The sequence below is a fragment of the Pseudonocardia lacus genome (genome assembly GCF_018531445.1).
Taxonomy (GTDB): Bacteria; Actinomycetota; Actinomycetes; order Mycobacteriales; family Pseudonocardiaceae; genus Pseudonocardia; species Pseudonocardia lacus.
The window spans coordinates 1-26,449 of record NZ_JAHDTH010000028.1 but is presented as its reverse complement, the minus strand read 5'-3'; the positions used below and the strand labels follow the sequence as shown (position 1 = coordinate 26,449).

Sequence of the window (26,449 nt, the reverse complement as noted above, 5' to 3'; positions counted from 1 at the left end):
CGGCAGACAGGAACCCTGCGATGACCACCACAGACGTCACCGGCGGCACCGGCAAGTCGGTGCCGACCGGCGGGGCCAACCCGGTCGACGTGCCGCTGGACGCCATCGAGGCCGAGACCGAGGGCGTCACCCGCGGCACGCTCGTGCTGCGCCGCTTCCTGCGCAACAAGCTCGCGCTCACCGGGCTCGTCGTGCTCGCGCTGCTCTACGCGGTGTCGCTGACCAGCCCGCTGTTCGCGCCGTGGGCCTACGACGAGTACGACTACCTGTCCTTCCTGCAGCCGCCCTCGGCCAGCCACTGGTTCGGCACGACCCAGATCGGCGAGGACGTGTTCGCGCAGACGATGCGCGGGCTGCAGCGGTCGCTGACGATCGGGCTGCTGACCGCGGCGATCTCGATCGTGATCGCCTCGGTCGTCGGGGCGTGCGCCGGCTACTTCGGCGGCTGGGTCGACCGCGGCCTCATGTGGATCGTCGACCTGCTGCTGGTGCTGCCCTCGTTCCTGATCATCGCGGTCATCTCGCCCGCGCTGCGCGGCAGCAGCTGGATCCTGTTCGTGCTGCTGCTCGGGCTGTTCGCCTGGATGATCACCGCCCGGATCCTGCGCGGCATGACGCTCACCCTGCGCGAGCGGGAGTTCGTCAAGGCGGCCCGGTTCATGGGGGCGCCCTCCGGGCTCATCATCCGCCGCCACATCCTGCCCAACATGGCCTCGCTGATGATCATCGACGTGACCATCACGGTCGGTTCGACGATCCTGCTGGAGACCGGCCTGTCCTACTTCGGCTTCGGCGTGCAGCCACCGGACGTCTCGCTGGGCACGCTGATCCGCGACGGCAGCACCGCCGCGCTCACGACGCCGTGGCTGTTCCTGTTCGCCGGCGGGCTGCTGGTGGTCTCGGTGCTGGCGGTCAACTTCATCGGCGACGGGCTGCGCGACGCGCTCGACCCGAACGCCAGGCGCGGTCGCAACGTCCGCGAGGACGAGGACCCCGAGGTCGAGGTGGAGCGCGCGTGACCGCGTACGAGGCCGAGTCCGACGTGCTGGCCGACCCCGGCCGGGCCGGGGAGCCGGCGGCGCCGCTGCTGGAGGTCGCCGACCTGGAGGTGTCGTTCCCCAGCGAGGACGGCCGGGTGCGGGCGGTGCGCGGGCTGAGCTACCGGGTGTCGCCCGGCGAGGTGCTCGGCATCGTCGGCGAGTCCGGGTCCGGCAAGTCGGTGTCGTCGCTGGCCGTGATGGGGCTGCTGCCGCCGTCGGCGCGGATCGGCGGCTCGATCCGGCTGCGCGGGCAGGAGCTGCTCGGGCTGTCCGACACCGAGCTGTCGCGCATCCGGGGCCGGCGGGTCGCCATGGTCTTCCAGGACCCGCTGTCCGCGCTGACCCCCGTCTACACCGTCGGCGACCAGATCGCCGAGGCCCTGCTGGTGCACGGCGGGAGGTCGACGACCGCGAGCACCGCCCGCAACCGCGCGGTCGAGCTGCTCGACCTGGTCGGCATCCCGAACGCGGCCGAGCGGGTCAAGGCGTTCCCGCACGAGTTCTCCGGCGGCATGCGCCAGCGCGCGGTGATCGCGATGGCGATCGCCAACGACCCCGACCTGATCATCGCCGACGAGCCGACGACCGCGCTGGACGTCACCGTGCAGGCGCAGGTGCTGGAGGTGCTCAAGACCGCGCAGGAGGTCACCGGCGCGGGCATCGTGCTGATCACCCACGACCTCGGGGTGGTCGCCGGCACCGCCGACCGCGTGATCGTCATGTACGCGGGGAAGGCCGTGGAGACCGGCACCGTCGACGAGATCTTCGCGACCCCGCGGATGCCCTACACGCTGGGGCTGCTCGGCTCGATCCCCCGCCTCGACGTCGGGCGCGGCCAGCCGCTGGTGCCGATCGAGGGCCAGCCGCCGTCGCTGGTCGCGCTGCCGCCGGGCTGCCCGTTCGGCCCGCGCTGCCCGCTGCACGAGCCGGCCTGCGACGCGGCCGAGCCGGAGCTGCTCCCGGCACCCGGCGCGGCGCCCGACCACCGGGCGGCCTGCATCCGCACCGGCGAGCTGGCCGCCGCCGACGCCGAGGGCGGCGAGCTGGCCGCCGAGCTGTTCGACGCGCACGTCGTGGAGGCCGAGCCGGTCGACTCCGCGACCCGCATCGACCGCGAGGTGGTGCTCGGGGTGGACCGGCTGGTCAAGCACTACCCGGTGCGGGCGGGCGGGATCTTCCGCCGGCAGGTCGGCGCGGTGCAGGCCGTGGACGGCGTCACCTTCGACGTGCGGGCGGGCGAGACGCTCGGGCTGGTCGGCGAGTCCGGCTGCGGCAAGTCCACGACGATCATGGAGATCATGGGCCTGGAGCCGCCGACGGGCGGGTCCATCCAGGTGCTCGGGTCCCAGGTGGAGGGGCTGTCCCGGGCCGACCGCAAGCGGATCCGGCGCGACCTGCAGATCGTCTTCCAGGACCCGATGGCCTCGCTCGACCCGCGACTGCCGGTGCGCGACCTCATCGCCGAGCCGATGGAGGTCCAGGGCTTCGACAAGGCCCACATCACCCGCCGGGTGCCCGAGCTGATGAAGCTGGTGGGGCTGCGCAGCGAGCAGATCAACCGCTACCCCGGCGAGTTCTCCGGCGGGCAGCGCCAGCGCATCTGCATCGCCCGCGCGCTGGCCCTGGAGCCGAAGGTGCTGGTGCTCGACGAGCCGGTCTCCGCGCTCGACGTGTCGATCCAGGCCGGCGTGCTCAACCTGCTCGACGAGCTCAAGGCCCGCCTGGGGCTGGCCTACCTGTTCGTGGCCCACGACCTGTCGGTGGTGCGCCACATCGCCGACCGGGTGGCCGTCATGTACCTGGGCAAGATCGTCGAGATCGGCGGGGTGGAGGAGGTCTTCGCCGCCCCGCAGCACCCCTACACGCAGGCCCTGCTGTCGGCGATCCCGGTGCCCGACCCCGAGGTCGAGCGCCGCCGCGAGCGGATCCTGCTGACCGGCGACCTGCCCAGCCCGGCGAACCCGCCGTCGGGCTGCCGGTTCCGCACCCGCTGCCAGCTGTTCGCCACCCTCGGCGCCGACCAGCAGCAACGCTGCATCGACGTCGAGCCCCCGCGCGAGAGCGCGCTGCCGGCCGAGCCGGACGCGCCGGTCGGTGCCCACCTGCCCGACCACGACGTCGCCTGCCACTGGGCGCGGATCCGCACCGTGGTGTGACCCGGAAGTACCCCCCAACCCCGGGAAAACGATGAGAGGAACGCCGATGAGACCGTCACGTCGGGGAGCAGGGCTGGTCGCGCTGGTCGCGACCGCCGCGCTCGTGTTGAGTGCTTGTGGCGGAGGCGGTGGTGCCGGTGCCGGCGGCGGCGCGGGTGACGTGTCCGGTGGGGTCCCACCGGCCGCCGGGAACGACATCAACGCGGTCGAGTACGACCAGGTCCGCGACGGCGGCGACTTCTTCTGGGCGATCTCCAGCCTGCCGCCGCAGTACAACTACCACCAGCTCGACGGCACCGAGCGGGATGCCAAGAACATCCTCGACTCGTTCATGCCCGAGATCATGAAGGGCGACGCGGAGAGCCAGTACCAGATCGACCCGAACTACCTCGAGTCGGCGGAGCTCACCAGCACCGACCCGCAGGTCGTCACCTACAAGCTCAACCCGGAGGCGACCTGGAACAGCGGGCGCCCGATCGACTGGACCGACTTCGAGGCCCAGTGGAAGGCGCTCAACGGCTCCAACCCGGCCTACACCGTATCCGGAACCACCGGCTACGACGTGATCCAGTCGGTCGCCCAGGGCGCCACTCCGCAGGAGGTCGTGGTCACCTTCGCGTCGAAGTTCGCCGACTGGAAGGGCAACTTCCTGCCGCTCTACCCGCGCGAGACGATGTCCGACCCGGCGGTCTTCAACGACGGATGGCGCAACGGCCCGCTGGACGGTGCCGGCCCGTTCAAGCTGGAGCAGATCGACACCACCGCCAAGCGCGTCACCGTGGTGAAGAACGAGAAGTGGTGGGGTCAGCCGGCCAAGCTCGACCGGATCATCTACGTCGCGCTGGACTCCTCCGCCCAGCCCGAGGCCTACGCCAACGGCACGCTGAGCGTGCTGGAGATCGGCCCGAGCGTGTCGACGTTCCAGCGGGCCCAGCAGGTGCCCGACACCGTCATCCGCACCGCGAAGGGCCCGAACTTCCGGCACATCACGTTCAACGGGGCGCCGACGTCGATCCTGGCCGACCCGGCGCTGCGGCTGGCGATCATGAAGGGCATCGACCGCAACATCCTCACCCAGTCGCAGATCGGCCCGATCGTGCCGGACGCGAAGCCGCTGGGTAACCACCTGTTCGTGGAGGGCCAGGCCGGCTACGAGGACCACTCCGGCGTGGTCGCCTACGACCCGGAGAAGGCCAAGTCCGAGCTGGACGCGCTGGGCTGGACGCTGCAGGGCAACGTCCGGGCCAAGGACGGCCAGCAGCTGGCGATCCGCGACGTCATCCCGACCGGCACCGCGGTGAGCGAGGCCGAGGCCAAGATCGTCCAGCAGCAGCTGGCCGCGATCGGCGTCCAGGTGAACATCGAGTCGGTGCCGCTGGACAACTTCTTCGAGCAGTTCGTGAACGTCGGCAACTTCGACATCACGCACTTCTCGTGGCTGGGCACCCCCTCGCCGATCAGCTCGGCCAGCGGGATCTACCGGCTCACGCCGGACTCGGTCGACCAGAACTACGGCCGGATCGGCAACGAGAAGATCAACGAGCTGCTGGTGCAGGCCAACGCCGAGCTGGACCCGGTGAAGCAGGCCGAGATCGTCAACGAGATCGACCAGGAGATCTGGAACCTCGGGCACTCGCTGCTGCAGTACCAGCGCCCGGACGCCTGGGCGGTGAAGAGCAACGTGGTCAACTTCGGGGCCAAGGGCTTCGCCGAGTACGACTACACCAAGATCGGTTTCGCGAAGTGAGCCGTCGCTGAGCGAGCGATCGGGCAGGACCGCGGCGGGCGGGGGGCCACTGGCCCTCCGCCCGCTGCGGCACGCCCTGCTGGCGACCGGGCTGGTGCTGGCGGTGTGCGGGCTGCTCGCCGGCACGGCGGCGGTGTCGTTCGCGGCCACGGCGGACCGGATCGGCGCGGCCACCGGGCGGTCCGTCGGCGTCGTCGAAGGACCGGTCGACGGCGGCGACGCACCGGCGGTGCGACTGCGCTGGACCCCGCCGGGCGCCGCCGAGCGGGTCGACGCCGTCGCGGTGGGCGGCCCGGTCCCGGCGCCGGGCACCCGCACCGAGGTCGCGTTCGACCCGGCCGACCCGGGTTCGCCGCTGATCCCCGGCGCCGAGGTCCTCGTCGACGGCGACCGCTGGCTCACCGTGCTCTCGCTGGCCGTGGTGGTCGCCCTGCTCGTGCTGGGTGTGCTGGGCTGGCAGGTGCTCAGCCGCAGGCGCGCCTTCGCCCTGCCCGCGCGCACCGCGCGGGTCCGCCGGGTGCGCTGGCAGCAGGGCCTGTGGACGCGCTCCTACCTGGAGACCGAGTCGAACCCGCAGCGCTGGATCCCGGTGCACTTCGACCCGGTGCTCGTCGGGCTGCCCGCCCCGACGACCGTGCGGCTGCACGGCGACCCGCTGCGCGACCGGGTCGTGGCCGCCGTCGTGCCGGGCCCGGACGGCGACCACCCGCTGGTGCCCTCCGGTCCCGTCCGGCTGGTCGAACCCCGCGGGCACCGCACCGACAACCCCAGCCGCCCCGACGACACCGTCGGGCAGCGGTCGGCGGCGCTGGCCCGGCTGGCGCGCCAGCTGCGCGCCGACCTCCCGCTCGTCGTCCCGGCGCCGTTCCTGGGGCTGCTGTGGACCTACGTCGACCGCGGCGGCGTGCTCACCTGGGCGTCGGCGACCGCGCTCACCGCCGCGCTGGGCCTGTGGCTGGGCGCGTTCCGCGGCTCCGACCCCTCCTGAGCCCGCTCACGCCCGGACGTCGACCCAGCCGCCGATGCGCCAGTAGTCGCCGCCCTCGCGGGCCAGCAGGCCGTGGTCGACGAGGTAGCGGCGCACGGCGACGTGGTCGATCCCGCCGCCCTCCGTCCACGCCCGCAGCACGGCGTCCACCTCCCGCTCCGGGAAGCGGCGCCCCGGCTCGAAGCTCTGCACCAGGAACTCCAGCACCTGGCGGCGCTTGGCGTCCTGGGCCGGCATCGACAGCAACCGGCCGTCGCGCACGAACCGGCCCACGACCTCGTCGGCGACGTCCGGGTCGGCCCCGCCGGGCGGGGCGGCCGCGATCGCGGCCTCCTTGATGACCTCGACGCGCACCGCCAGCGCCCCGTCGACCAGGCCCCCGGCCTGCAGCTTCTGCAGCGCCCGCCCGACCTCGCGGGCACCCAGCCCGGTGGCCGCCACCACCGCCGCGGGGGTGCGTGCGCCCAGCGCGAGCGCGGACAGCACCTTGAGCCGCTCCGGCTCGGCCAGCAGGCCGACGATCTCGGCTGCCTTCATCGGTGTCCTCCCGTGGGGTCGTGCGCGCGTGTCGCGGTCGGGACCGTGATTCTCGCGCACCGCCCCCGCCGCGCCATCGCGGTGCGCTGCGCGGTGACCGGACCGCTACTCTGCCGGCATGCGCACCGAGCGGATCACGGTGAGCCTGCCGGCCGACCTGGTCGCCGAGGCCCGCCGCGCCGTGCACCGGGGCACCGCGGCCAGCGTCTCGGCCTACATCTCCGAGGCGCTGGCCGCCCGCCAGGAGCGGGAGCGCTCGCTCGCGGTGCTGGCCGACCTGTACGGCGGGCCGCCACCGCCCGAGCAGCTGGCCCAGGCCCGCCGGACGCTGGCGACCGCCGTCTGATGGCGGCCGCACCCGGCCCGCGCCGCACCAGCACCGCTCTCACCAGCACCGCTCTCACCCTCACCGTCGCTGCCGTCCCCGCCGCCCCCGTCCGCGGCGACCGGGCGGCCCGGTGATCGGCGGCCGCGTCCTCGACGTCACCGCGCTCGAGGCCTTCGCCACCGGCCGTCCCGTCTACGTCCGCGCGCTGGTCTGGGCCGCCGTCGAGGAGAACATCATCCTGGCCGTGCCCAGCGCGGCGCTCGGCCGCGCATGGGCGCTGCTCGGCCCGGAGCACCACGCCGCCCTGCAGGTGCTGCTCGACCTGCCCATCACCGTGATCGACGAACTCGACCCGGCCGCCGCCCTGGAGTCCGGGCTGCTGCTGGCCGCCTCCGGGCTCGACGACATCGTGCCCGGCCAGGTCGCGGCCAGCGCCCGGCGTCGGGGCTGGCCCGCGGTGACCGGCGAGCCGGGCTCGCTGCGCAAGCTCGACACCAGCGTCACCATCGAAGAGCTGCCCTGACGCCTCGCGATCAGGACGGGGCGACCAGGTGCTCGCGCAGGCGCTCCAGGTCGGCGTCGGACAACCCGTTGGCGCGCAGCCAGCCCGCCGCGCCGCCGTCCGCGCCGACGCCGCCGGGCACCCGCGAGTACTCGGCGTCCAGGTGGTCGAGCACGGCGACCATCACCTCGGCGCGGGGCTTGTGCACGTCGATGTCGTCGGGCACGGGCTCGCCGAGGACCTCGGCGCGCCGCCGGAAGATCGCCTCGACCTGCGTGGCCGAGAGCACGTAGTCCTCGACCACCGCCTCCCGCTCGACGCCGACGGCGTCGAGCACCATCGCGACCAGCACACCGGTGCGGTCCTTGCCGGCCGCGCAGTGCACGAGGGTGGGACCGGCGTCCTCGGCGGCCAGCCTGCGCACGCCCTCGGCCACGTTCGCCGGGTGGTCGGCCAGGTAACCCAGGTAGTTGCGCAGGACCGGGTCGGTGGTGTCGCCCGCCTCGGGCAGGATCTCCCGGCTGGCGCCGATGAAGTTCAGCTCCAGCGTCTCCACGCCGGCGCGCGCCACGGGGCTCGGCCCGTCGGCCTCGGTCTCGCGGGGGCTGCGCAGGTCGAGGACCAGCCGCAGGCCGAAGTCGTCGACGAGCCTGGTGACGTCGGTCGCGGTGACGGCGCGCAGCGCCGCGCTGCGCAGCAGCACGCCGCTGCGGGTGCGCCCGCCGCCGCGCACCGGCAGGCCGCCGACGTCCCGGACGTTGTCGAGTCCCTCGAAGGTGAGCCATCGGTCCACGGAGGTGTCCACCCGGCCACGGTAATTCTCAACCGGCGAGTTTCTCGACCCCCGCACGTGAGATCGCCAACGGATCGGGCAGGTCCGCCGACCGCCCTTCCGGGGCGACGAACGCGAAGTTCACGACGAGTTCACCGGAGCGCACGGCGATCAGGATGAGGTCGAAGCCCTGACCGCCGATCTGCCAGCCGGTCGACTCGTCCGCCGGCACGTCGACGGCGAGGTCCTCGGCGGGGGTGATCACCACCGGCGAGCCGGACGCCTCGCCCTGGCTGCAGGCCAGCCCCTGCTCGTTGGCCAGGAAGGCGGCCTGGGCGGTCGCGGCGTCGCCGTAGACGCTCACCGTCTGCTGGACGAACATCCCCTCGGTGGGCCCGGTGAAGCCCGCCCCGACGCGCACCGCGGCCGGGAACTGCGCGACGACCCCCGGGCCGCCGCAGAACGCGGGGGCCTGCGGATCGGGCTTCGGCTCCTCGCCCTGCGTGAACCCCGGCCCGATCTCGGCGGGTACCAGCAGGAACGGGCGCAGCCCCTCGGCGGCCTCGGCGAGTGTCGGCGCGGTCGACGGGGCCGACGCCGTCGGCTCGGCCGCAGGCGTTCGCGGGGCGGACGTGGCGGGCGCGGGGGCCGTGGCGGCGTCGGCCCGCCCGGCGACTTCGCTGCTGCACGCGGACACACCCAGTGCCAGCAGGACGAGCGCGGCCCCGGCGAACGCCCGCCGGGGATCGCGCGCCGGTGCGGGGACGGCCGTCGGCGCGACGCCCGCGCGACCGGGTCGGGCGGGGCGCCCGGCAAGCGTGTCGATCACCGGCCGATCGTACGGGTCGTACAGCGGACGGAGGGGCCGCGGATCTGGGCATCACCGCCGGTGAACGGCCCGACACACCAGCTCCTAGACCATTCGGCTGTACGTGCTCCTCCGGAAAATTGCCCTGTCCGGGCTCCGTCGTCCGCTGACGTTCAGGCGTCCGCGCCGTGCGGCACCCAGATCAGCACCACGTGCGCGTGCAGCCGCCCCACGGGATCCGACAGCCGATCTTGCCCCGGCCCGGCCCGCACCCCGCAACGCGCTGTCGAACGGCCCGCGCCCACCCCGTAGGCTGCCCGTGAACGGCGGCCACCTCCCCACCGCAGTCCGGCCGCCGATCATGGAGAGTTGCCCGCCGAACCCGAGGATCTCGATGACGGACCCCCGCTCCAGCCTGATCCGCCAGCAGCTCGCCGACCTCGGTCGGCGGCACGCCGCCGAGGACAACCGCGACGCGGTCACGCCACGGCCGACGCGGGTGCTCATCATCGGCAACTTCGGCAACGGCAACACCGGCGACGAGGCCATGCTCGCCCGCACGCTGCAGGAGCTGCCCGAGGACACCGAGATCAAGGTCGTCTCGCGCAACCCGCGCATGGTGGAGGCCCTGCACAAGGTCGCCGCCGTGGCCATGGAGGGCGTCGCCTTCGTCAAGGCGCTCAAGTGGTGCGACGGGATCGCCGTGGTGGGCGGCGGGCTGTTCGGCACCGGCGCCTCCCCGCTGGTCAAGGCGCTGCCGGCGATCGTCTGGGCCGCGACGGCGCGCGGCCGCGACATCACCTACGTCGCCATCGGCGTCTACCCCGGCACCCCCGAGCGCGTGCTCGACCTGCTGCGCCGCTCGGTGCGCAAGCCCGGGCGCATCACCGTCCGCGACGAGGTCTCGGCCGCCACCCTCGGCGACGAGATCGTCGCCCCGGTCGTCGGCGACCTGGCCATGGGCCTGACCCCGGCCCCGAGCGCCGACGCCCGCCGCGCGCTGAGCGCCGCCGGCGTCGACCCGGCCGTGCCGCTGCTGCTGGTCGCCCCGAAGGCGCTGCCCAACCCGATCCTGGTCGACTGCCTGCAGGACGCGGCCGAGTCGCTGGCCCGGCGCTGGATCGACCGCGGCGGCGCGGTGGCCGGCCTGGCCATCAGCACGCACGCCGACTACGGCCTCGGCCTGCCCCGCCGCGACGAGGTGCTGATCACCGAGCTGGGCGAGCGGCTGGGCCGCCGGGTGCCCGTGCTCGGCCCGCAGCTGCCCCCGGCGCTGGCCAAGGCCGTGGTCGCCGAGTCCGACGCGCTGTTCGGCCTGCGACTGCACGCGCTGATCTTCGCCGTGGCGGCCGGCGTGCCGTGCCTCGGCGTGGGCTGGGAGGAGCGCACCACCGCGTTCCTGGCCGAGCACGAGCAGTCCTCCATCAGCACCCGCCCGCCCATCGAGGACCTGCACGCCTGGGTCGACCGCACCCTGCCGGCCCGCTGGTCCGCCCGCCCCCGCCTGCTGTCTTCCTGACACACCCCCGTCGAGCACGCGTACCGGCGGGATCGGACGAGAGCCGCGCTCGTGCGACCAGGTCGGACGAAGCCACTCTCGCTCGGCGCTGCTCGTCCTTGGCGACGCCGCCGAGTTGGACGAGAGTCACTCTCGTGCGGCCAGGCTGGACGAAAGCCACCCTCGTGCGGCGTGCCCGCGGAGCGGGTGCTGTGGGTGAGCGCCGCAGGCGCGAGCCCGGGGCGCGCGTAGCGCACCCCCTGCGCTGCGCCGTGCGCGCCGACGCGACGGCAGGGGAGCACTGGGGTGGGGTGCTACGGCGCCCTCGCAGCACGAGGGTTGTGGTCGCAGCCCGCCGGCGGGCTGCGACGACCCAGCCAGCGCTGCGACGTCGCCCGCTGGCGCTGCGAGACCACGCCAGCCCTGCGAGGACCCCTCCCCCGCCGCGGCCGGCCGCACGAGCGCGGCTCTCGTCCAATCCGCCCTGATCGCCCGCCCGCCGGGTTAGGGGCCGTCGGTCGGAGCGCGGCGCAGCAGCGGCGGGAAGATCTGCGCCCCGGGCCCGCGGCTGGCGATCCAGTCCTCCGGGTTGGACAGCTTGCACCGCTGCAGCGACAGGCAGCCGCAGCCGATGCACGAGTCCAGCCCGTCGCGCATCGCCTCCAGCGCCGCGATCTGCTCGTCGAGCCGCCCGCGCCAGGCCCGCGACAGCCGCGTCCAGTCGGCCTTGTTGGGCGTGCGCCCGTCCGGGAGCCGCGCGAGCGCGTCGCGCACCTCGTCCAGGCCCACCCCGATCGTGCGCGCCGCCCGGATGAACGCCAGCCTGCGCAGCACCGAGCGCTCGTAGCGGCGCTGCCCGCCCGACGTCCGGGTCGTGCTCAGCAGGCCCTCCCGCTCGTAGTAGCGCAGCGCCGAGGCCGGGAAGCCGCTGCGCCGCACCACCTCGCCGATGGTCAGCAGGTCGTGCGCATCCATCCCGTTCCCCCTCGTCCGGTCGCCTTGACCTGAAGCTGACTTCAGGTCGCACTGTACGACCATGACACCGCACACCGCCATCGTCACCGGAGCCGGCCGCGGCTTCGGTCGCGCGCTGACCGCCGCCATCGCCGGCGCCGACCGCACCGTCGTCGCCTGCGGCCGCGACCCGGCCCGCCTGCGCGCGGCCACCGACGGCCTCCCCGGCGTCCTCGCGCTCGCCGGCGACGTCACCGACCCCGGCTTCCGGGCCGAGCTCGTCGCGGCCGCCGGCGACCGGCTCGACCTGCTCGTGCACAACGCGGGCGAGCTCGGCCCGTCGCCGCTGCCCGCACTGGCGCACTACCCGCTCGACGCCCTGCGCGCGGTCCTGGAGACGACCGTGCTGGCCCCGCTCGCACTGACCCAGCTCGCCCTACCGGCGTTGCGGGCGAACCGCGGCACCGTCGTCACCCTCAGCTCGGACGCCGCGGTGGAGGCCTACCCGGGCTGGGGCGGCTACGGCAGCGCCAAGGCCGCGCTCGACCAGCTGGCCGCCGTGCTCGGGGTGGAGGAGCCCGACCTGCGCGTCTACGCCTTCGACCCCGGCGACATGCGCACCGACATGCACCAGCGGGCCTTCCCCGGCGAGGACATCTCCGACCGGCCCGAGCCGGAGACCGTGGTCCCGGCACTGCTGCGGCTGCTCGCCGAACGGCCCGACAGCGGTCGCCACAGGTCCGTCGACCTCGCCGCCGGGGAGCCCGCGTGACGGCGGGGACGGCGCTGCCGCGCGTGCCGGCGGAGCTGTCGGCCACCGGCCCGCCGGAGGAGCGCGGCCTGGCCCGCGACGGGGTCCGGCTGATGGTCGCCGAAGCCGGACGGCCGTTGCGCCACCTGCGCTTCCGCGACCTGCCCTCGACGCTGCGCCCCGGCGACCTGCTCGTGGTCAACACCTCCGACACCGAACCCGCCGCCGTCGACGGCACCCGCGAGGACGGCCGCCCGGTCACCGTGCACGTCTCCGGGCCGGCCCGCGACGGCCGCGGCTGGGTGGTCGAGCTGCGCACCGAGCGCGGCGAACGGGTCCCGGACGGGCGAGTCGGAGACCGCATCGCCCTGCCGGGCGGCGCAGCCGCCCACCTGCGGACCGCCCATCCCGACCCGGCGCCCGTCGAGGGCAGCCGGCTGTGGCTGGCCGAGTTCGACACCACCGCGCCGCTGCCCGCCTACCTGCGCACCGTCGGCCGCCCCATCCGCTACCCCTACCTCGTCGGGCACCCGCCGCTGCCGGCGTACCGGACGGTGCACGCCGAGCCCGACGGCGACTTCGCCAGCGCCGAGATGCCCAGCGCCGGGCGGCCGGTCAGCAAGGACGTGCTCGACGGCCTGCGCGCCCGCGGCGTCGGCGTCGCCCGGGTCGTGCTGCACACCGGGGTCTCGTCGCTGGAGGCCGGGGAGCTGCCCCTGCCCGAGCGGTACGCGGTGCCCGCCGGCACCGCGGTCGCCGTCCACGCCGCACGGGCCGCGGGCGGGCGGATCGTCGCCGTCGGCACCACCGCCACCCGCGCCCTGGAGACCGCCACCGACGCCGAGGGCCGGGTCCGCCCGGGCTCCGGGTGGACCGACCTCGTCCTCGGACCCGACCGCCCGGCCCGCGTGGTCGACGGACTGGTCACCGGCTGGCACGAACCGCAGGCCTCGCACCTGCTGCTGCTGCAGGCCGTCGCCGGGGCGGAACTGGTGGACCGGGCCTACGCCGCCGCCGTCGGGCGCGGCTACCTCTGGCACGAGTTCGGCGACTCCTGCCTGCTGCTCGCCGGGCGGATCCCCGTTCGGCGCGCCGGCTGACCGCTGATCCCGCCGTCGCCGGGCGCCGTCGGCGGCGGCGGACCCGGTGAACGGCCGCCCACCAGCGCCCACAGGCGCCTGTGGACCTTGTCCAACGCTCGACGATCCTCATAAGGTTCTCGACAGGCGTCACGATCCGATCACATGCGCAACGAGCCGCCGCTCCCCCACTCCGCGCGGCTCGTCCGGTCCCCCCGAACCGGTGGCGCAGTGATCGGATCGCTCCCCAGCGCTGGAAGGCAGGTCCGTGTCAGGTCACCGCTCCCCCCGTGGTCGGCGTGCGCATGGGTCGGGTTCCATCCCGGCCACCCAGCTGATCGCCCGCGCCTCGGGCCCGAAGGGCCCGACCCTCCGCACCAGCGTGCTGGCCACCGCCGCCGCGGTCGGCGCGGTCGCCACCGGCACGTTCAGCGCGTTCGTCCCGACCTTCGCCGAGGACGTCGCCCCGCAGGCCAACGCCGACGAGGCCCCCAAGCTGAACGCCGCGCTCGCGGCCAGCAGCGCGGCGTTGATCGCGCCGGTCGTCGACGCCGCCGAGCCGGGCCCGACCACCATCGGCTCGCTGGCCCCGGTCGTCTACGAGATCGGCGAGTCGGACGGCTTCAGCGCCGCCGACGAGCACCTGGCCCGGCTGGGCAAGGGCGCCGACCTGGCCCAGCAGCTCGCCGAGCAGCTGGCCCGCGAGCAGGCCGAGCGCGAGGAGCAGGCCCGCCTCGACCGGATCATCGCCGAGGGTGGCGTCGACGGCTGGATCGCCGAGGCGCTCGACATCCTCGACCTCCCGCAGGACCTCGCGCCCGGTGTGAAGAACGTCATCATGAAGGAGTCCGGCGGCAACCCGCGGGCGATCAACAACTGGGACAGCAACGCCCGCGCCGGCACGCCGTCGCAGGGCCTCATGCAGACGATCCCCTCGACGTTCGACCACTACGTCGATCCGAGCCTGGCCGACCGCCCGATCACCGACCCGGTCGCCAACATCACCGCCGGCGTCAACTACATGATCGACCGTTACGGTGTGGACACCCTGGAGAAGGGCGGCCGGACCAACGCCTCCGGCGGCTACACCGGGTACTGAGCCGAATCGACCGCGCACTGATCGAGCGCACCCCGTCACCGCATCGAGACCTCCGCGTTCCTAACCTGTCCTGGCCGGGTCCCCCTCGTCCGGCCGGAAGGACGCATGAACGCACCGCTGAACGGCTCCACGACGACCGCCACCCATCGCGCGAGCGAGCGCCGCTACCGCCCTGAGCTGCAGGGCCTGCGCGGGCTCGCCGTCGCGCTGGTGGTCGTCTACCACGTCTGGCTGAACCGGGTCTCCGGCGGCGTCGACGTGTTCTTCCTGGTCTCCGGGTTCCTGCTGACCGCGCAGCTGGTCCGGGCCGCGGAGGGCGGAGCGCTGCACGTGCGGCGCCGCTGGGGCCGCACGGTCCTGCGGATCGGCCCGGCCGCGCTGGTCGTGCTGCTGTCGGTGGGGCTCGCGGGCGCCACGCTGCTGCCCGAGGGGCGGTGGGGCCAGACGATCCGCGAGCTGCTGGCCTCGGCGCTGTTCGTGCAGAACTGGCAGCTCGCCGCCGACGCCGTCGACTACGGGGCGCGCAACAACATCGCCAGCGTCGTGCAGCACTTCTGGTCGCTGTCGGTGCAGGTGCAGTTCTTCGTGGCCTGGCCGCTGCTCATCGCGCTGGTCCTGCTGACCGTGCGGGCCCAGCCGCACCGCCTGCACGGCCGGCTGACCCTGACCGTCCTCGGCGTGTTCGTCGCCTCGCTGAGCTACTCGGTCGCGCTGACCGACTCCGACCAGGTGCTCGCCTACTTCGACACGCTGACCCGGCTCTGGGAGTTCGCGCTCGGCGGGCTGCTGGCGCTGTGGATCGACCGGGTCGTGCTCTCCCGCGCGGTCCGGGTCGCGATGGGCTGGATCGGCGTCGTCGGGCTGCTGCTGTGCGGGATCGTGCTGAACGTCGGCTCGATGTTCCCCGGCTACGCCGCGCTCTGGCCGACCGTGTGCGCCGGGCTCGTGCTGCTGGCCGGCCACAGCGGCTCGCCCCTGGGCGCCGACCGGCTGCTCTCGGCCCGCCCGATGCGCTACCTCGGCGACATCTCCTTCGCGCTCTACCTGTGGCACTGGCCGCTGCTGGTGCTCTACCTGGTCACCCGCGACCGCGAGGAGGTCGGCGCGCTCGGCGGGACGGCGATCATCGCCCTGTCACTGGTGCTGGCGGTGCTCACCTACCACCTCGTCGAGAAGCCGGTGCTGGCCGGAGCCAAGGGCGTGCCCGCGGCCGGTCGCCGCTTCGCCGCGGCCGGGCTCGTCGCCGTCCTGCTCGTCGCCGGCGGCTGGCAGGTGGCCCTGGCCGAACGCGCCCAGCAGCCGGGCGCCGTCGGCGACGCCTTCCACCCCGGCGCGCTCGCCCTGGTCGGCGCCGACGCCTCGCCCGCCCCGCTGCTGCCCGCCCCCGTCACCGTCTACGAGGACTGGGTCCGCATCGAGTACTGGGACTGCGCTCCACTGGCGCAGTTCCCGATGGACCGCTGCACGCAGCCGGTCGAGGGCGAGCCGGAGCGGCGGATCGTCGTGGTCGGCGACTCGCACGTCCAGCAGCTCACCGGCGCCCTGCTCCCGGTGGCCCAGCAGCGCAACTGGCAGGTGACCGCGATCGTGCGCGGCGCCTGCCCCTTCTCCACCGTCTCCGAGGTCGTGCCCGACGAGCTCGACTGCCTCAACTGGGGCGAGGCCGCCGCCGCCGAGATCGCCGAGCTCAACCCGGACGCGGTGGTCACCCTGGCCAGCCGGGACGTCCGCGCCGGGCTCACCGAGCAGACCCCGCCCGGCTTCGTCGAGCGCTGGCGCCAGCTCGACGACCTGGGCATCCCGGTGCTGGCCGTGCGCGACAACCCCCGCTTCGACTACTCCGTGCCCGACTGCGTGCAGACCGACGGCGCCGACTGCGGTGCCGACCGGGAAGCCGTCTACGCGGCCGTCCCGCCGTACGCGCAGCTGGACGACGTGCCGGCGAACGTGTCGTTCCTCGACATCGCCGACGCCGTCTGCGACGCCGCGCGCTGCCCGGCCGTGATCGGCAACGTGCTGGTCTACCTCGACGACAACCACCTCACCGCCAGCTACACGACCTCGATGTCGGGGCTGCTGGAGGAGCAGATCGTGGCGGCGCTGGGCGGGGTCTAACCGACCTCGTCCCAGAAGTCACGCAGGACCCGCGCGCCGCGGGCCGGGTCCTCGACCATCCACCAGTGCCCGAGGCCGTCGAGGACCTCCACGCGGGCGCCGGCCAGCACCGCCGAGCGCCTGCGCTGCTCGTCGGTGCCGACCATGTCGTCGGCGGTGGCCAGCAGGCACAGCCCGGGACGGGCCGCGGCGGCCGGCAGGTCGCGGCCGAGCTCGGCCATGACCGGCTGCGCCGCCGACCGGTACAGCGCCAGGATCGCCCGCCCCATGTCCGCGGTCTGGCCGGCCACGAGCAGGTCCGCGACCGGACGCGTGATCCCCCGCCCCACGAGTCGCTCGGCGCGCTCGTCCGCCGGGCCGCCGATCATCCGCTCGACCAGTTCCTCCCCCTCGCCGGGCCGCTGCCAGATCTGCGCGAGCGGGTGCCAGACGTAGTCGGGGTCGAACACGCCGATGATGTCGGTCACCCAGCTGCGCAGCAGGTCGGGACGGGTCATCGCCAGGTTGACCACGTGCCCGCCGCCCCAGTCGTGCCCGACCAGGTGCACCGGCTCGCCCAGCGCCTCGACCTCGCCGACCAGCCAGTCGCGGTACTCGCCGACCGTGGCGCCGAAGCCGTCGGGCAGCGGGGCGCCGAAGCCCGGCGGCGACAGCAGCACGACGTCGGTGCGCCCGAGCTCGGTGAGCAGCGGCCCCCAGACTGCCGACGTCTCCGGGTTGCCGTGCACGAACACTGCGGTCATGGGCCCATCCTGGCCCGCCGGGACCGCCACGCCCAGGACCGGAACCACTCGGATCCGGACGGGTCCGGGCGCCGATCCGCGCCGTCGGCCGTTCGACGTACCGGTGTCCGACGGAAGGCGAGGTGGAAGCCCATGCGCACGATCGGGAGCCGGTCCCTGGTCCGCAGCCTCTCCCGCCTCGTCCTGCTCGACTACCGGGGTCGGCGGCTACCGCCCCGACCGCCCGTGACCGGACGCGTCGGACGCTGAGCCGGTCGCGGATCGGCGACAATCGCGGGGTGCAGCAGCGGCTCGACCACGTGGTGCTGGCCGACGGCACCGCCGTGGCGTACGCCTCGGTCGGCGCGGGCCGGCCGTTGGTGTACGTGATGGGCTGGCTCACGCACCTGCGGCTGGGCTGGGAGCTGCCCGCCGAGCGGGCGCTCTACGAGGCGCTGGCGCGGGGTTGTCGGCTCGTGCGCTACGACCGCGCCGGGTGCGGCCTGTCGCCTGCGGTGGACCGCCCGGCGTCCCTGGAGTTCGAGCTCGAACAACTGGCCGCGATCACCGCCGTGCTGGACGAACCCTTCGACCTGATGGGCACCTCGATGGGCGCCCCGGTTGCCGCCGCGTACGCCGCGGCACACCCCGGCAACGTCCGGCGCCTGGTGCTCTACGGCGGCTGGGCGCGCGGCGACGAGCTGTCCCCGCCCGCCGTGCGGAACCACGTCCTGGGGCTGGTCGAGTCGCACTGGGGTCTGGGCTCCGACGTGCTGACCGACATCTTCGCCCCCGATGCCGACCGCGCGACGCGCGCCGAGCTCGCCCGCTACCAGCGCGCCTGCTCGACCGCCGCGACCGCCCGTGCGCTGCTGGCACTCAGCTACCAGCTCGACGTCACCGACCAGCTCGCCCGGGTGCGGGCCCCGACGCTGGTGGTGCACCGCACCGGCGACCGCGCTGCGCCCGTCGCCCAGGCCGAGGCCCTCACCGCCGGCATCGACGGCGCCCGGCTGACCCTGCTGCCCGGCCGCTCGCACATCCCCTACGCGGGCGACCGCGACGAGCTGGTGGCCGTGGTCCGCCGCTTCCTCGGCCTCCCCGTCGCCCGCCGCCGCACCGACGGGCTGACCGCCCGCCAGCACGAGGTGGCGGACCTGGTGAGCCAGGGGTGCACGAACCGGGAGATCGCGGCGCGCCTGGGCATCGACGAGCGCTCGGCCGAGGGCCACGTCGAACGGATCCGGCTGCGCCTCGGCTTCCGCTCCCGCGCCCAGATCGCCGCCTGGTACGGCGCCCGGCGCGAACTGGGGTAGTTCCACGCCTGACACGCCCTCAGGGCCGGCGGAGAGTGCGCGTATGACAGCAACGACCGACTTCGAGGTGCACAGCGCGCGCGGCCCCTTCAACGCCGCGTTCTTCCGCGTGATGGGCCCCTACATCGAGTGGAGCGTGCGCCGCCACAAACGGCGCGTGTTCGCCGACCTGCCCCCGACCGTCGTCGAGATCGGCTCCGGGGTGGGCGCCAACCTCCGCCACCTGGCGCCGGGGTCGACGCTGGTCGCCGTGGAGCCCAACCCCCACATGCACAGGCAACTGAGCGCCGCCGCCGACCGCCGCGGCGTCCACCTCGACCTCCGCGACCGGGTCGCCGAGCACACCGGCCTCCCCGACCACAGCGTCGACGCGGTGATCTCCTCGCTCGTGCTCTGCACCGTGACCGACCCCGCCGCGGTCCTCGCCGAGATCCGCCGCATCCTCCGCCCGGGCGGCACCTACCGCTTCGTCGAACACGTCGCCGCCCCCGCCGGCACCCCCACCCGCGCCCTCCAACGGGCGCTGCGCCGGCCGTGGGCGTGGACCTTCGAGGGCTGCTCGTGCGAACGGGACCTGGCCGGCGCGCTGCGCGACGCCGGCTTCGCCCGCCTCGACGTCGAGCCCTACCGCCTGCACTCCCCGTTCATCACCTTCAACACCCAGATCGCCGGCATCGCGCACGCCTGACCACGGGCGTAATCATCCGATCGGCCGCAATCGCTACCCGGGCAGGACGAAGGCCCCTGACCGTGCTGGTCAGGGGCCTTCGTCGTTCGTAGCGGGGGTAGGATTCGAACCTACGACCTCTGGGTTATGAGCCCAGCGAGCTACCGAGCTGCTCCACCCCGCGCCGTGGTGATTCTGTTGTGTCTCACCGGTCTTGCTGTTGTGTTGCTGTCCTGCTGTGTCTACGACAGTACACCCCCCGGAAACGCTCCCGCGCAGGGGGGGTCCCCCGCGGGACCGCCCGGCTCCCCTGGCGGGGAGCCGGGCGGTCGGGGCGTCAGCCGCCGGGTTGGGCCGGGGGCGGCGTCGCGGCGCCGGCGGCCGCCTGGGCGGCCTGGAACTGCTGGACGGCGGTGTCCAGCGCCTGCAGCGCGGCGCCCTGACCGGCGAAGTCGCCGGCCGTCTGGGCCGTCTTCAGGTTGGTGATGGCCGTCTGGATGGCCTGGGCCGCGGCGGCCACGTCGGGGCTCTGCGCACCCGGTGACGGTGCCGTCGGGCTCCCGGCCGGCGGTGTCGTCGGTGTGGTCGGCGTCTCGGCGCCCGGGACGGACGTCGTGTCGGCGCCTGCGCCGGGGCCGAAGACCTCGTCGAGCGCGTCGGCGAGGTTGGCGTCGTAGCCGACCCGGCCGTTGTAGCTCACCAGCACCCGGGCCAGCTGCGGGTAGCTGGACTCCTGGTTCGCGCGTTCGATGTAGACCGGTTCGACGTAGAGCAGGCCGCCGGCCACCGGGAGGGTGAGCAGGTTGCCGTACTCGATCGTGGTCTGGTTGCGCTGCAGGATGTTGAGCTGCTCACTGACCTCCGGCGCGCCCAGGAACCTCGTCTGCACCTGCTGTGGACCGAACGTCGTCGTGTCCGGGGGTAGCTGCAGCACGGTCATCTCGCCGTAGGTGTCCGGATCCGAGCTGACCGACATGTACGCCGAGAGGAACTGGCGCTGCTGGAAGACCAGCGCGCTGGTCAGCTGGAACGTCGCCGTGTCCGGGTTCTGCCCGTCGGGGCTGCCGGCCACGATGTAGTACGGCGGCTGGGCGTCGCCGGTGCCGCTGGTGTTGGGCGCCTGCACCGTCGGGTCGGAGGGCACGTCCCAGAAGGACACGCCGCCGTAGAACTCGCTGGGGTTGTCGACGTGGTACTTCGACAGCAGCTCGCGCTGGACCTTGAACAGGTCCTCCGGGTAGCGCAGGTGCTCACGCAGGCTCGGGCTGATCGCCGCGGTCGGCTCGACCGTACCCGGGAACGCCTTCATCCAGGTCTGCAGCACCGGGTCGGACTCGTCGAACGCGAACAGCTTCACGGTGCCGTCGTAGGCGTCGACGGTGGCCTTCACCGAGTTGCGCACGTAGCTGACGTCCTTGTTGGCGTCGAGCTGGTTCTGCCCCAGGGTGTCGGCGGTCGCCTCGCCGAGGGAGATCTTCTGGCTGTACGGGTAGTTCTCCAGGGTCGTGTAGCCGTCGACGATCCAGGTGATCCGCCCGTCCACGACCGCCGGGTACGGGTCGGCGTCGGTGGTGAGCCACGGCGCGACGTTCTTGACCCGCTCCTCCGGGTCGCGCACGTACATGATCTTCGAGTTCTCGTTGATCGAGCCGTTGAACAGGATGTTCCGCTCGCCGTAGAGCAGGGCGAAGACCATCCGGTTGAAGACGTTGCCGACCGACACGCCGCCCTGGCCGGTGTAGGTGGAGCGCTCCGTGTCGGAGTCGTACTCCATGGGCGCCCCACCCGGCTCGCCACCGACGATGGAGTAGCCCTCGATGAGCTCGCCGTAGTAGACCCGCGGCTCGGTGACGCGCAGCGGCTCGGGGATCGACGGCGACTCGTGGTTGGACAGGTCGATGCTGGTGAAGTTGGGCAGGCCGCCCTGGCCGCCGCTGTCCTCCAGCACCGCGTTCACCTGGTTGGCCGGGGCCACCACGATGCCGTTGCCGTGGGTGTAGACCAGCCGCCGGTTGATCCAGTCCTGCTGGTTGCCGGCCAGACCGGTGCTGTCGAGCTCGCGCAGCGCGACCACGTAGTCCTGCAGCTCGCCGTCGACCTCGTAGCGGTCGATGTCGAGGTTGGACGGGAAGCCGTAGAACGTCCGCCGCTGCTGGAGCTGGGTGAACGTCTGGGAGATCTTGGCCGGGTCGAGCAGCCGGATGTTGGAGACGGTGGCCTTGTCCTGGCGGACCTGGGCCGCGTCGACCTCCGAGGTGCCGCTGTAGTCCACCTGCTTGACCTCGTCGATGCCGAAGGCCTCCCGGGTGGCGGCGATGTTGCGCTCGATCGGCACGGCCTCGCGCTCGTTGGCGTTCGGCGCGACCACGAACTGCTGCAGCACCTGCGGCCACGCCGCCCCGACCAGGACGCTGGACAGCACCAGCAGCACCGTCGCGATGGCCGGCAGCTGCAGGTTGCGGCGGAACACGGCGGCGAAGAAGGCCGCCGCGCAGATGATCGAGATGAACAGCATGATCAGCTTCGCCGGCATGACCGCGTTGAGGTCGGTGTAGGTGGCGCCGGTGAAGATGGGCTGGGCCCGGTCGCTGTAGAGCAGCTCGTAGCGGTCGAGGTAGTAGGCCACTGCCTTGAGCAGGACGAACACCCCGGCCAGGACGGCCAGCTGGGCGCGCGCGGCGGCCGAGACCTGGCCCGCGCGGCCGGTGAGCCGGATGCCGCCGAAGATGTACTGCGCGATGAGCGCGACCACGAAGCTCACCGCGATGCCGACGAACAGCCAGTCGAGCACGTAGCGGTAGAACGGCAGCTGGAACGCGTAGAACCCGATGTCGATGCCGAACTCGGGGTCGGTGACCCCGAACGGCGTCGAGTTCAGGAACATCTGCACGGTCTCCCAGTTGCCCTGGGCGGCCACCCCCGCGATGACGCCGACCAGCACCGGGATGCCGATGCCGAACAGCCGCAGCCGCTGGATGATCACGGTGCGGTAGCGGGCGATCGGGTCCTCCGGGCCCGACACCGGCACGAACACCGGCCGCGACCGGTAGGCGATGGCCAGCGACAGCGCCACCAACCCGCCGATCAGCAGCCCGCCGATCAGGAACAGCACGATGTGGGTGAACAGGACGGTCGTGAAGACGTCGCGGAAGCCGACCTCGCCGAACCACAGCCAGTCGACGTAGAAGCTGATGAGGCGGGAACCACCGAGCAGCAGCAGCACCAGGATGCCCGCGACGATCAGCAGGATCCGGGTACGGCGGGTCAGCGTGGGGGCTCCCACCGGGGGCCGCATGGCCACAGGGCACGCTCCTGAATTCGGGTCTCGGGCGCCGGGCGGCCGCGCCGGCCCGCGCGCGGCGACCCTTCCGGATCACCCCTGGCAGCCGGCCCGACGGCACGCCCTGCCCACCCAACTCTACGGATGAGCTGTGGAGTTCCCGTTGGGGCCCCGAATGTCCGGATCGTTGCGGTTCCGCGTCGTGTGGCGGGCGGCCTCAGCAGGAAGCGATCGGCCGGCCCTCGCGCAGGGCGTCCAGGGCGGCGATGCCGTCGGCCAGGGTGGCCACCCTGGCCAGCTGCAGGGCGGAGGGCGCGGTCGAGACCGCCTCCTCGCAGTTGCCGGCCGGCACCAGGAAGACCTCGGCGCCCGCCTCGGCCGCGGCGACCATCTTGAACGGGATCCCGCCGATGGGGCCGACCTGCCCGTCCGGGGTGATGGTGCCGGTGCCGGCGACGAACTTCCCGCCGGTGATCTCGCCCGGCGTCAGCTTGTCCACCACCGCCAGCGCGAACATCAGCCCGGCCGAGGGCCCGCCGACGTCGCCGAGGCTGATCGTGATGTCGCCGCCCAGCGGCTCGATGCCCGGGCGCACGCCCAGCAGGCCCTGCGGGCGATCCGGGCTGGACCCCAGCACGACCTCGGCGCTGCCCTCCTGGCCCGCCCGCCGGTAGATCACCGGGATCGCCTGCCCGGGGACGGTGTCGAGGAGCGCCTCGGCCACCGCGACCGGCGAGTCGACCGCCTTGCCGGCCACCGACAGCAGCTCGTCGCCCACCTGCAGGGACGGCCCGGCGGGCGAGTTCTCCGTCAGCTCGCCGACCACGACGCGGGTGGGCACGCTCAGCTGCGCCAGCGCGGCGACCTCGGCGTTGGCCTCCGAGGCCGCGAACTGGGCCGAGTTGTCCTCCTGGACCTGGGCGTCGGACTTCTCCGGCGGGTAGATGGTGCTGCGCGGCACGACCTGCCGGTATCCCGACGCCCACGCGCCGAGCGCGCCGAACATCGTCAGCTGGTCGGACACCGCGATCGTGGTCATGTTGAGGTGGCCGGACGTCGGGTAGGTCGACAGGCCGTCGACTCGGATCACCGGCACGTCGTCGACGGTGTCGAGGGTGTTGTAGGTCGGTCCCGGCCCGAGCGCCACCAACGGCACGGGCAGGGTGCCGCCCAGCACGCCGAGCACCACCGCGAGCAGGGCGGCGGCGGCGATGTTCCACGTGCTGCGGTTCACGCCGCGAGCCTATGACCACGCGGCGTCCGCCCGGCGTGTGGCCAGGCGCTGCGCATCCGCACGCCGAGGGCGAACGCGGGGCGCGCGCCACCCGCGTACCGTGAACCCATGGGTGACACCCCGTTCGGCTTCGGACCCGCCGACCGCGACAAGGACCGCGACCGCGACGACGACCGGGAGCGCCGCGACGACGGCCCGAACGACCCGTTCGGCTTGGGCAACCTGCCTGGCATGCCGCCCGGCGGGATCCCCGGCATGCCGGGGGGCCCGGGTGGCGCGGGCGGTTTCGACGTGAGCCAGCTCGGTCAGATGCTCACCCAGCTCGGCCAGATGCTCAGCCAGGCCCAGAGCTCCGGCGACGGCGGCCCGGTCAACTACGACCTGGCCGCGCAGCTTGCCCGCCAGCGGCTCGCGGCCACCACCTCGTCGCTGACCGGCTCGCAGCGGGCCGCGGTCAGCGACGCGGTCAAGCTCGCCGAGCTGTGGCTCGACCCGGTCACCGAGTTCCCGGCCGGGGCCACCGAGACGAAGGCCTGGGCGGCCACCGAGTGGGTCACCGCGAGCATGCCCACCTGGAAGCGGCTGTGCGACCCGGTCGCCCGCCGGATGTCCGGGGCCTGGGTCGAGGCCATGCCCGAGGAGGTGCGCAACGCCGCGGGCCCGATGCTGGCCATGCTGGGGCAGATGGGCGGGCTCGCCTTCGGCAGCCAGCTCGGCAACGGCCTGGCCCAGCTCGGCGCCGAGGTGCTCACCTCGACCGAGATCGGCATCCCGGTGGGGCCGGCCAGGACGGCCGCCCTACTGCCGGAGAACATCGAGAAGTTCACCAAGGACCTCGACCGCCCCGCCAGCGAGGTCATGATCTTCCTGGCCGCCCGCGAGGCCGCCCACCAGCGGCTGTTCGCGCACGTTCCGTGGCTCACCGAGCGCCTGCTGGGCGCGGTCGAGGCCTACGCCAGCGGCATCCAGGTCGACACCTCGCGCATCGAGGAGCTCACCCGCGGCATCGACCCCGCCAACCCGGCCGCCATCGAGGAGGCCATGCAGTCCGGCCTGTTCGAGCCGCAGACCACCCCGGAGCAGCAGGCCGCGCTGGCCCGGCTGGAGACGCTGCTCGCGCTGATCGAGGGCTGGGTCGACGCGGTCGTCGCCGAGGCCGTGGGCGAGCGGCTCCCCGGCGCCGAGGCGCTGCGCGAGACGCTGCGCCGCCGGCGGGCCTCGGGCGGCCCGGCCGAGCAGACCTTCGCCACGGTGGTCGGGCTGGAGCTGCGCCCGCGCCGGCTGCGGGCCGCCTCCGAGCTGTGGCGACTGCTCGGCGAGCAGCGCGGCATCTCCGGGCGCGACGCGCTGTGGGCCCACCCCGACCTGGTCCCGACGGCCGACGACCTGGACGACCCGGCCGCCTTCGTGGCCCGCAAGGAGATCGGCGACCCGATCGCCGAGCTGGAGAAGCTGGCCGGTCAGGACGCTCCCGAGGACCCGGAGGACCCCGGCGCCAAGGGCTGACCGGGCCGGCGCCGGCTCAGGCGGTCTCGGCGGCCGGCTCCGCGCCGACCACCGGGTCCGCGTCGTCGTCGGTGGGCCGCTCGTCGTCGACGCCGACCAGGCCGAGCCCGGCCGCGGCCGACAGCCCCTCCAGGTACCCGATCGCACGCTCGGCGCGCGGGTAGCGGTGCACCCAGGCCCAGAACGCCTCGTCGTGGCCGGACTCGAGCAGGTGGGCGAGCTCGTGCACGAGCACGTAGTCGACGACCCAGCCGGGCACGTCGCGCAGGCGTTCGCTGATGCGGATCGTGCCGTCCACGGGTGTGCAGGACGCCCAGCGCGTACGCATCGGGGGGACCCACCGCACGGTGGTCGGCACAGCGCGCCCGTCCAGGTAGCGGCGGGACAGCTCGACGCTGCGCCGCTTCAGCTCCTCGTCGCCCTTGCGGGCGGGTGAGCGGCGGCGGGCCTCGCTGCGTTCGAGCCTGCGCACCATCTCGTCGACCCAGCGGCGCTCCTCCGAGTCGCTCATCCAGCCCGGGATGAAGACGATCACGGTGTCGCCCTCGCGCCGGGCGCTGACCATCCGCCGACGGCGGTCACTGCGGCGGACCTCGACGACCGCGGGCTGCGCCATCACCCCAGACTAGTCGGGCGCGGTCGGCGCCGCGGCGGACGCGGCAGTTGTCCACAGGCCCTGTGGGCCTGTGGATAGCCGGGTGCACCGGTCGGCGGCGGGGGGCACCATCGGCGCCATGACCGATACCGCTGTGACCACCGGGACGACCGCCACCGCGACCACGCCGCCCGCGGTCCCCGACGCCGCGCCCACCGCCGCCGGCCTGCCCGCTGTGCTGGGTCTGCGCCCGCACCGGCGGGTGTTCCGCACCGGACCCGAGGAGCGGTTCGTCGGCCTCGACCCGGGGGCCGCGGTCGTCGTGGAGGGCCTGCCCGCCGGGCTCGCCGCCCTGGTCGACGACCTCGCCACCCCGTCGGGGCGCGACGAGCTGGTCGAGCGGGCCGTCGCCCGCGGCGCCCGCCGGTCCGACGCGCTCGACCTGCTCTCGCGACTGCACGAGGCCGGCGTCGTCGTGGACGCGACGGCGCTGCGCCGCCGCGGCGAGCACCGCCGCCAGGCCTGCGTCCTGGTCGACGGGGCCGGGCCGCTGGCCGTCGGGGTCGCGTTGGGGCTGGCCACGGCCGGGATCGGCACCGTGCACCTGCGCACCACCGGCGCGGTGACGACGGCCGACCTGCGCACCGGGCTGGTCGAGGCCGACCGCGGACGGCCGAGGGCGCGGGCGCTCGCCGACGCGATCGCCGCCGCGGCGCCGAGGACGGTCAGCGGCCCGGCGCCCGCGCGGTTCGCCC

22 protein-coding genes, 1 tRNA gene and 1 pseudogene are annotated in these 26,449 nt (G+C 73.9%); 15 read left to right on the top strand and 9 right to left on the bottom strand.

Going from position 1 to position 26,449, the window contains the following annotated elements; genetic code table 11:
• Positions 1 to 20 precede the first annotated feature (20 nt).
• The 4 genes from KIK08_RS08630 (at position 21) to KIK08_RS08615 (ending at position 5,931) form a co-directional block, all read left to right on the top strand.
• Positions 21 to 1,019: an ABC transporter permease gene (locus tag KIK08_RS08630; protein ID WP_214402496.1), complete on the top strand. Its 999-nt coding sequence runs from the start codon at positions 21 to 23 to the stop codon at positions 1,017 to 1,019.
• Positions 1,016 to 3,196 carry an ABC transporter ATP-binding protein gene (locus KIK08_RS08625; protein WP_308257499.1) on the top strand — a complete coding sequence of 727 codons (2,181 nt, stop codon included), beginning with the start codon at positions 1,016 to 1,018 and terminating at the stop codon, positions 3,194 to 3,196. The genes KIK08_RS08630 and KIK08_RS08625 overlap by 4 nt, the downstream gene beginning before the upstream one ends.
• Positions 3,197 to 3,356: 160 nt before the next feature.
• A complete protein-coding gene (locus KIK08_RS08620; RefSeq protein ID WP_214402495.1) occupies positions 3,357 to 4,943 on the top strand; it encodes an ABC transporter family substrate-binding protein in 1,587 nt (528 codons plus the stop codon).
• 94 nt (positions 4,944 to 5,037) lie between these two features.
• Entirely contained in the window at positions 5,038 to 5,931 is an 894-nt protein-coding gene (locus KIK08_RS08615) for a hypothetical protein (RefSeq protein WP_214402494.1), read from the top strand.
• A gap of 6 nt (positions 5,932 to 5,937) precedes the next feature.
• On the opposite strand, the gene KIK08_RS08610 is transcribed toward KIK08_RS08615, so the two are convergent.
• On the bottom strand, positions 5,938 to 6,468 hold the full coding sequence (locus KIK08_RS08610; protein WP_214402493.1) for a DUF2087 domain-containing protein: 531 nt from the start codon (positions 6,466 to 6,468) through the stop codon (positions 5,938 to 5,940).
• A gap of 118 nt (positions 6,469 to 6,586) precedes the next feature.
• Between KIK08_RS08610 and KIK08_RS08605 the strand changes: the two genes are divergently transcribed.
• Together KIK08_RS08605 and KIK08_RS08600 are read left to right on the top strand one after the other, a co-directional pair.
• Positions 6,587 to 6,814, top strand: a complete 228-nt coding sequence (locus KIK08_RS08605) for a ribbon-helix-helix domain-containing protein (RefSeq protein ID WP_214402492.1) — start codon at positions 6,587 to 6,589, stop codon at positions 6,812 to 6,814.
• A 112-nt stretch (positions 6,815 to 6,926) separates the two neighbouring features.
• Positions 6,927 to 7,319, top strand: a complete 393-nt coding sequence (locus tag KIK08_RS08600) for a hypothetical protein (RefSeq protein ID WP_214402491.1) — start codon at positions 6,927 to 6,929, stop codon at positions 7,317 to 7,319.
• 10 nt (positions 7,320 to 7,329) lie between these two features.
• On the opposite strand, the gene KIK08_RS08595 is transcribed toward KIK08_RS08600, so the two are convergent.
• Positions 7,330 to 8,103 (bottom strand): tyrosine-protein phosphatase, encoded by a 774-nt coding sequence (locus KIK08_RS08595; protein WP_214402490.1) that lies wholly within the window; start codon positions 8,101 to 8,103, stop codon positions 7,330 to 7,332.
• 16 nt (positions 8,104 to 8,119) lie between these two features.
• Positions 8,120 to 8,899 (bottom strand): hypothetical protein, encoded by a 780-nt coding sequence (locus KIK08_RS08590; protein ID WP_214402489.1) that lies wholly within the window; start codon positions 8,897 to 8,899, stop codon positions 8,120 to 8,122.
• Positions 8,900 to 9,272: 373 nt separating this feature from the next.
• On the opposite strand from KIK08_RS08590, the gene KIK08_RS08585 reads away from it, so the two are divergent.
• Complete coding sequence (locus KIK08_RS08585; RefSeq protein ID WP_214402488.1) at positions 9,273 to 10,397, top strand: polysaccharide pyruvyl transferase family protein; 1,125 nt, start codon at positions 9,273 to 9,275, stop codon at positions 10,395 to 10,397.
• Positions 10,398 to 10,880: 483 nt separating this feature from the next.
• Here the strand turns inward: KIK08_RS08585 and soxR are convergent, their stop codons facing one another.
• Entirely contained in the window at positions 10,881 to 11,351 is a 471-nt protein-coding gene (soxR, locus tag KIK08_RS08580; RefSeq protein WP_214402487.1) for a redox-sensitive transcriptional activator SoxR, read from the bottom strand.
• A gap of 61 nt (positions 11,352 to 11,412) precedes the next feature.
• On the opposite strand from soxR, the gene KIK08_RS08575 reads away from it, so the two are divergent.
• From KIK08_RS08575 to KIK08_RS08560, 4 genes are all read left to right on the top strand, one after another.
• On the top strand, positions 11,413 to 12,102 hold the full coding sequence (locus KIK08_RS08575) for an SDR family NAD(P)-dependent oxidoreductase (protein WP_214402486.1): 690 nt from the start codon (positions 11,413 to 11,415) through the stop codon (positions 12,100 to 12,102).
• Positions 12,099 to 13,181 (top strand): S-adenosylmethionine:tRNA ribosyltransferase-isomerase, encoded by a 1,083-nt coding sequence (locus KIK08_RS08570; protein ID WP_308257498.1) that lies wholly within the window; start codon positions 12,099 to 12,101, stop codon positions 13,179 to 13,181. Before KIK08_RS08575 ends, KIK08_RS08570 begins: the two co-directional genes overlap by 4 nt.
• Before the next feature lie 361 nt (positions 13,182 to 13,542).
• Positions 13,543 to 14,259 carry a transglycosylase SLT domain-containing protein gene (locus tag KIK08_RS08565; RefSeq protein ID WP_214402485.1) on the top strand — a complete coding sequence of 239 codons (717 nt, stop codon included), beginning with the start codon at positions 13,543 to 13,545 and terminating at the stop codon, positions 14,257 to 14,259.
• A 105-nt stretch (positions 14,260 to 14,364) separates the two neighbouring features.
• On the top strand, positions 14,365 to 16,374 hold the full coding sequence (locus tag KIK08_RS08560; RefSeq protein ID WP_214402484.1) for an acyltransferase family protein: 2,010 nt from the start codon (positions 14,365 to 14,367) through the stop codon (positions 16,372 to 16,374).
• Here the strand turns inward: KIK08_RS08560 and KIK08_RS08555 are convergent.
• A complete protein-coding gene (locus KIK08_RS08555; RefSeq protein ID WP_214402483.1) occupies positions 16,371 to 17,117 on the bottom strand; it encodes an alpha/beta fold hydrolase in 747 nt (248 codons plus the stop codon). The genes KIK08_RS08560 and KIK08_RS08555 overlap by 4 nt on opposite strands.
• Positions 17,118 to 17,395: 278 nt before the next feature.
• On the opposite strand from KIK08_RS08555, the gene KIK08_RS08550 reads away from it, so the two are divergent.
• The gene (locus KIK08_RS08550; RefSeq protein WP_308257497.1) at positions 17,396 to 18,412 is read left to right on the top strand and encodes an alpha/beta fold hydrolase; all 1,017 of its coding nucleotides are present in this window, start codon (positions 17,396 to 17,398) and stop codon (positions 18,410 to 18,412) included.
• 43 nt (positions 18,413 to 18,455) lie between these two features.
• Positions 18,456 to 19,100, top strand: coding sequence for a class I SAM-dependent methyltransferase (locus tag KIK08_RS08545; RefSeq protein WP_214402482.1), 645 nt, complete (start codon positions 18,456 to 18,458; stop codon positions 19,098 to 19,100).
• An 89-nt stretch (positions 19,101 to 19,189) separates the two neighbouring features.
• On the opposite strand, the gene KIK08_RS08540 is transcribed toward KIK08_RS08545, so the two are convergent.
• The 3 genes from KIK08_RS08540 to KIK08_RS08530 form a co-directional block, all read right to left on the bottom strand.
• Positions 19,190 to 19,263, bottom strand: a tRNA-Met gene (locus KIK08_RS08540).
• Between the two features lie 153 nt (positions 19,264 to 19,416).
• The gene (locus KIK08_RS08535; protein WP_250556588.1) at positions 19,417 to 22,374 is read right to left on the bottom strand and encodes a UPF0182 family protein; all 2,958 of its coding nucleotides are present in this window, start codon (positions 22,372 to 22,374) and stop codon (positions 19,417 to 19,419) included.
• A 202-nt stretch (positions 22,375 to 22,576) separates the two neighbouring features.
• Positions 22,577 to 23,593, bottom strand: a complete 1,017-nt coding sequence (locus KIK08_RS08530; RefSeq protein WP_308257496.1) for a YlbL family protein — start codon at positions 23,591 to 23,593, stop codon at positions 22,577 to 22,579.
• A 108-nt stretch (positions 23,594 to 23,701) separates the two neighbouring features.
• Here KIK08_RS08530 and KIK08_RS08525 point away from each other — a divergent pair, with 108 nt between their 5' ends.
• Positions 23,702 to 25,099, top strand: coding sequence for a zinc-dependent metalloprotease (locus KIK08_RS08525; protein WP_214402480.1), 1,398 nt, complete (start codon positions 23,702 to 23,704; stop codon positions 25,097 to 25,099).
• Between the two features lie 16 nt (positions 25,100 to 25,115).
• On the opposite strand, the gene KIK08_RS08520 is transcribed toward KIK08_RS08525, so the two are convergent.
• Entirely contained in the window at positions 25,116 to 25,715 is a 600-nt protein-coding gene (locus tag KIK08_RS08520; RefSeq protein WP_214402479.1) for a M48 metallopeptidase family protein, read from the bottom strand.
• 118 nt (positions 25,716 to 25,833) lie between these two features.
• On the opposite strand from KIK08_RS08520, the pseudogene KIK08_RS08515 reads away from it, so the two are divergent.
• Positions 25,834 to 26,449, top strand: a pseudogene (locus KIK08_RS08515) (hypothetical protein); the annotation flags it as partial.

What these genes read in the sequence shown, in the direction of transcription:
- KIK08_RS08555 (WP_214402483.1), bottom strand. Translation starts at nt 17,117, where the DNA reads ATGACCGCAGTGTTCGTGCACGGCAACCCGGAGACGTCGGCAGTCTGG.
- KIK08_RS08560 (WP_214402484.1), top strand. Translation starts at nt 14,365, where the DNA reads ATGAACGCACCGCTGAACGGCTCCACGACGACCGCCACCCATCGCGCG.
- KIK08_RS08525 (WP_214402480.1), top strand. Translation starts at nt 23,702, where the DNA reads ATGGGTGACACCCCGTTCGGCTTCGGACCCGCCGACCGCGACAAGGAC.
- KIK08_RS08630 (WP_214402496.1), top strand. Translation starts at nt 21, where the DNA reads ATGACCACCACAGACGTCACCGGCGGCACCGGCAAGTCGGTGCCGACC.
- KIK08_RS08610 (WP_214402493.1), bottom strand. Translation starts at nt 6,468, where the DNA reads ATGAAGGCAGCCGAGATCGTCGGCCTGCTGGCCGAGCCGGAGCGGCTC.
- KIK08_RS08520 (WP_214402479.1), bottom strand. Translation starts at nt 25,715, where the DNA reads ATGGCGCAGCCCGCGGTCGTCGAGGTCCGCCGCAGTGACCGCCGTCGG.
- KIK08_RS08545 (WP_214402482.1), top strand. Translation starts at nt 18,456, where the DNA reads ATGACAGCAACGACCGACTTCGAGGTGCACAGCGCGCGCGGCCCCTTC.
- KIK08_RS08535 (WP_250556588.1), bottom strand. Translation starts at nt 22,374, where the DNA reads ATGCGGCCCCCGGTGGGAGCCCCCACGCTGACCCGCCGTACCCGGATC.
- KIK08_RS08605 (WP_214402492.1), top strand. Translation starts at nt 6,587, where the DNA reads ATGCGCACCGAGCGGATCACGGTGAGCCTGCCGGCCGACCTGGTCGCC.
- KIK08_RS08575 (WP_214402486.1), top strand. Translation starts at nt 11,413, where the DNA reads ATGACACCGCACACCGCCATCGTCACCGGAGCCGGCCGCGGCTTCGGT.
- KIK08_RS08585 (WP_214402488.1), top strand. Translation starts at nt 9,273, where the DNA reads ATGACGGACCCCCGCTCCAGCCTGATCCGCCAGCAGCTCGCCGACCTC.
- soxR (WP_214402487.1), bottom strand. Translation starts at nt 11,351, where the DNA reads ATGGATGCGCACGACCTGCTGACCATCGGCGAGGTGGTGCGGCGCAGC.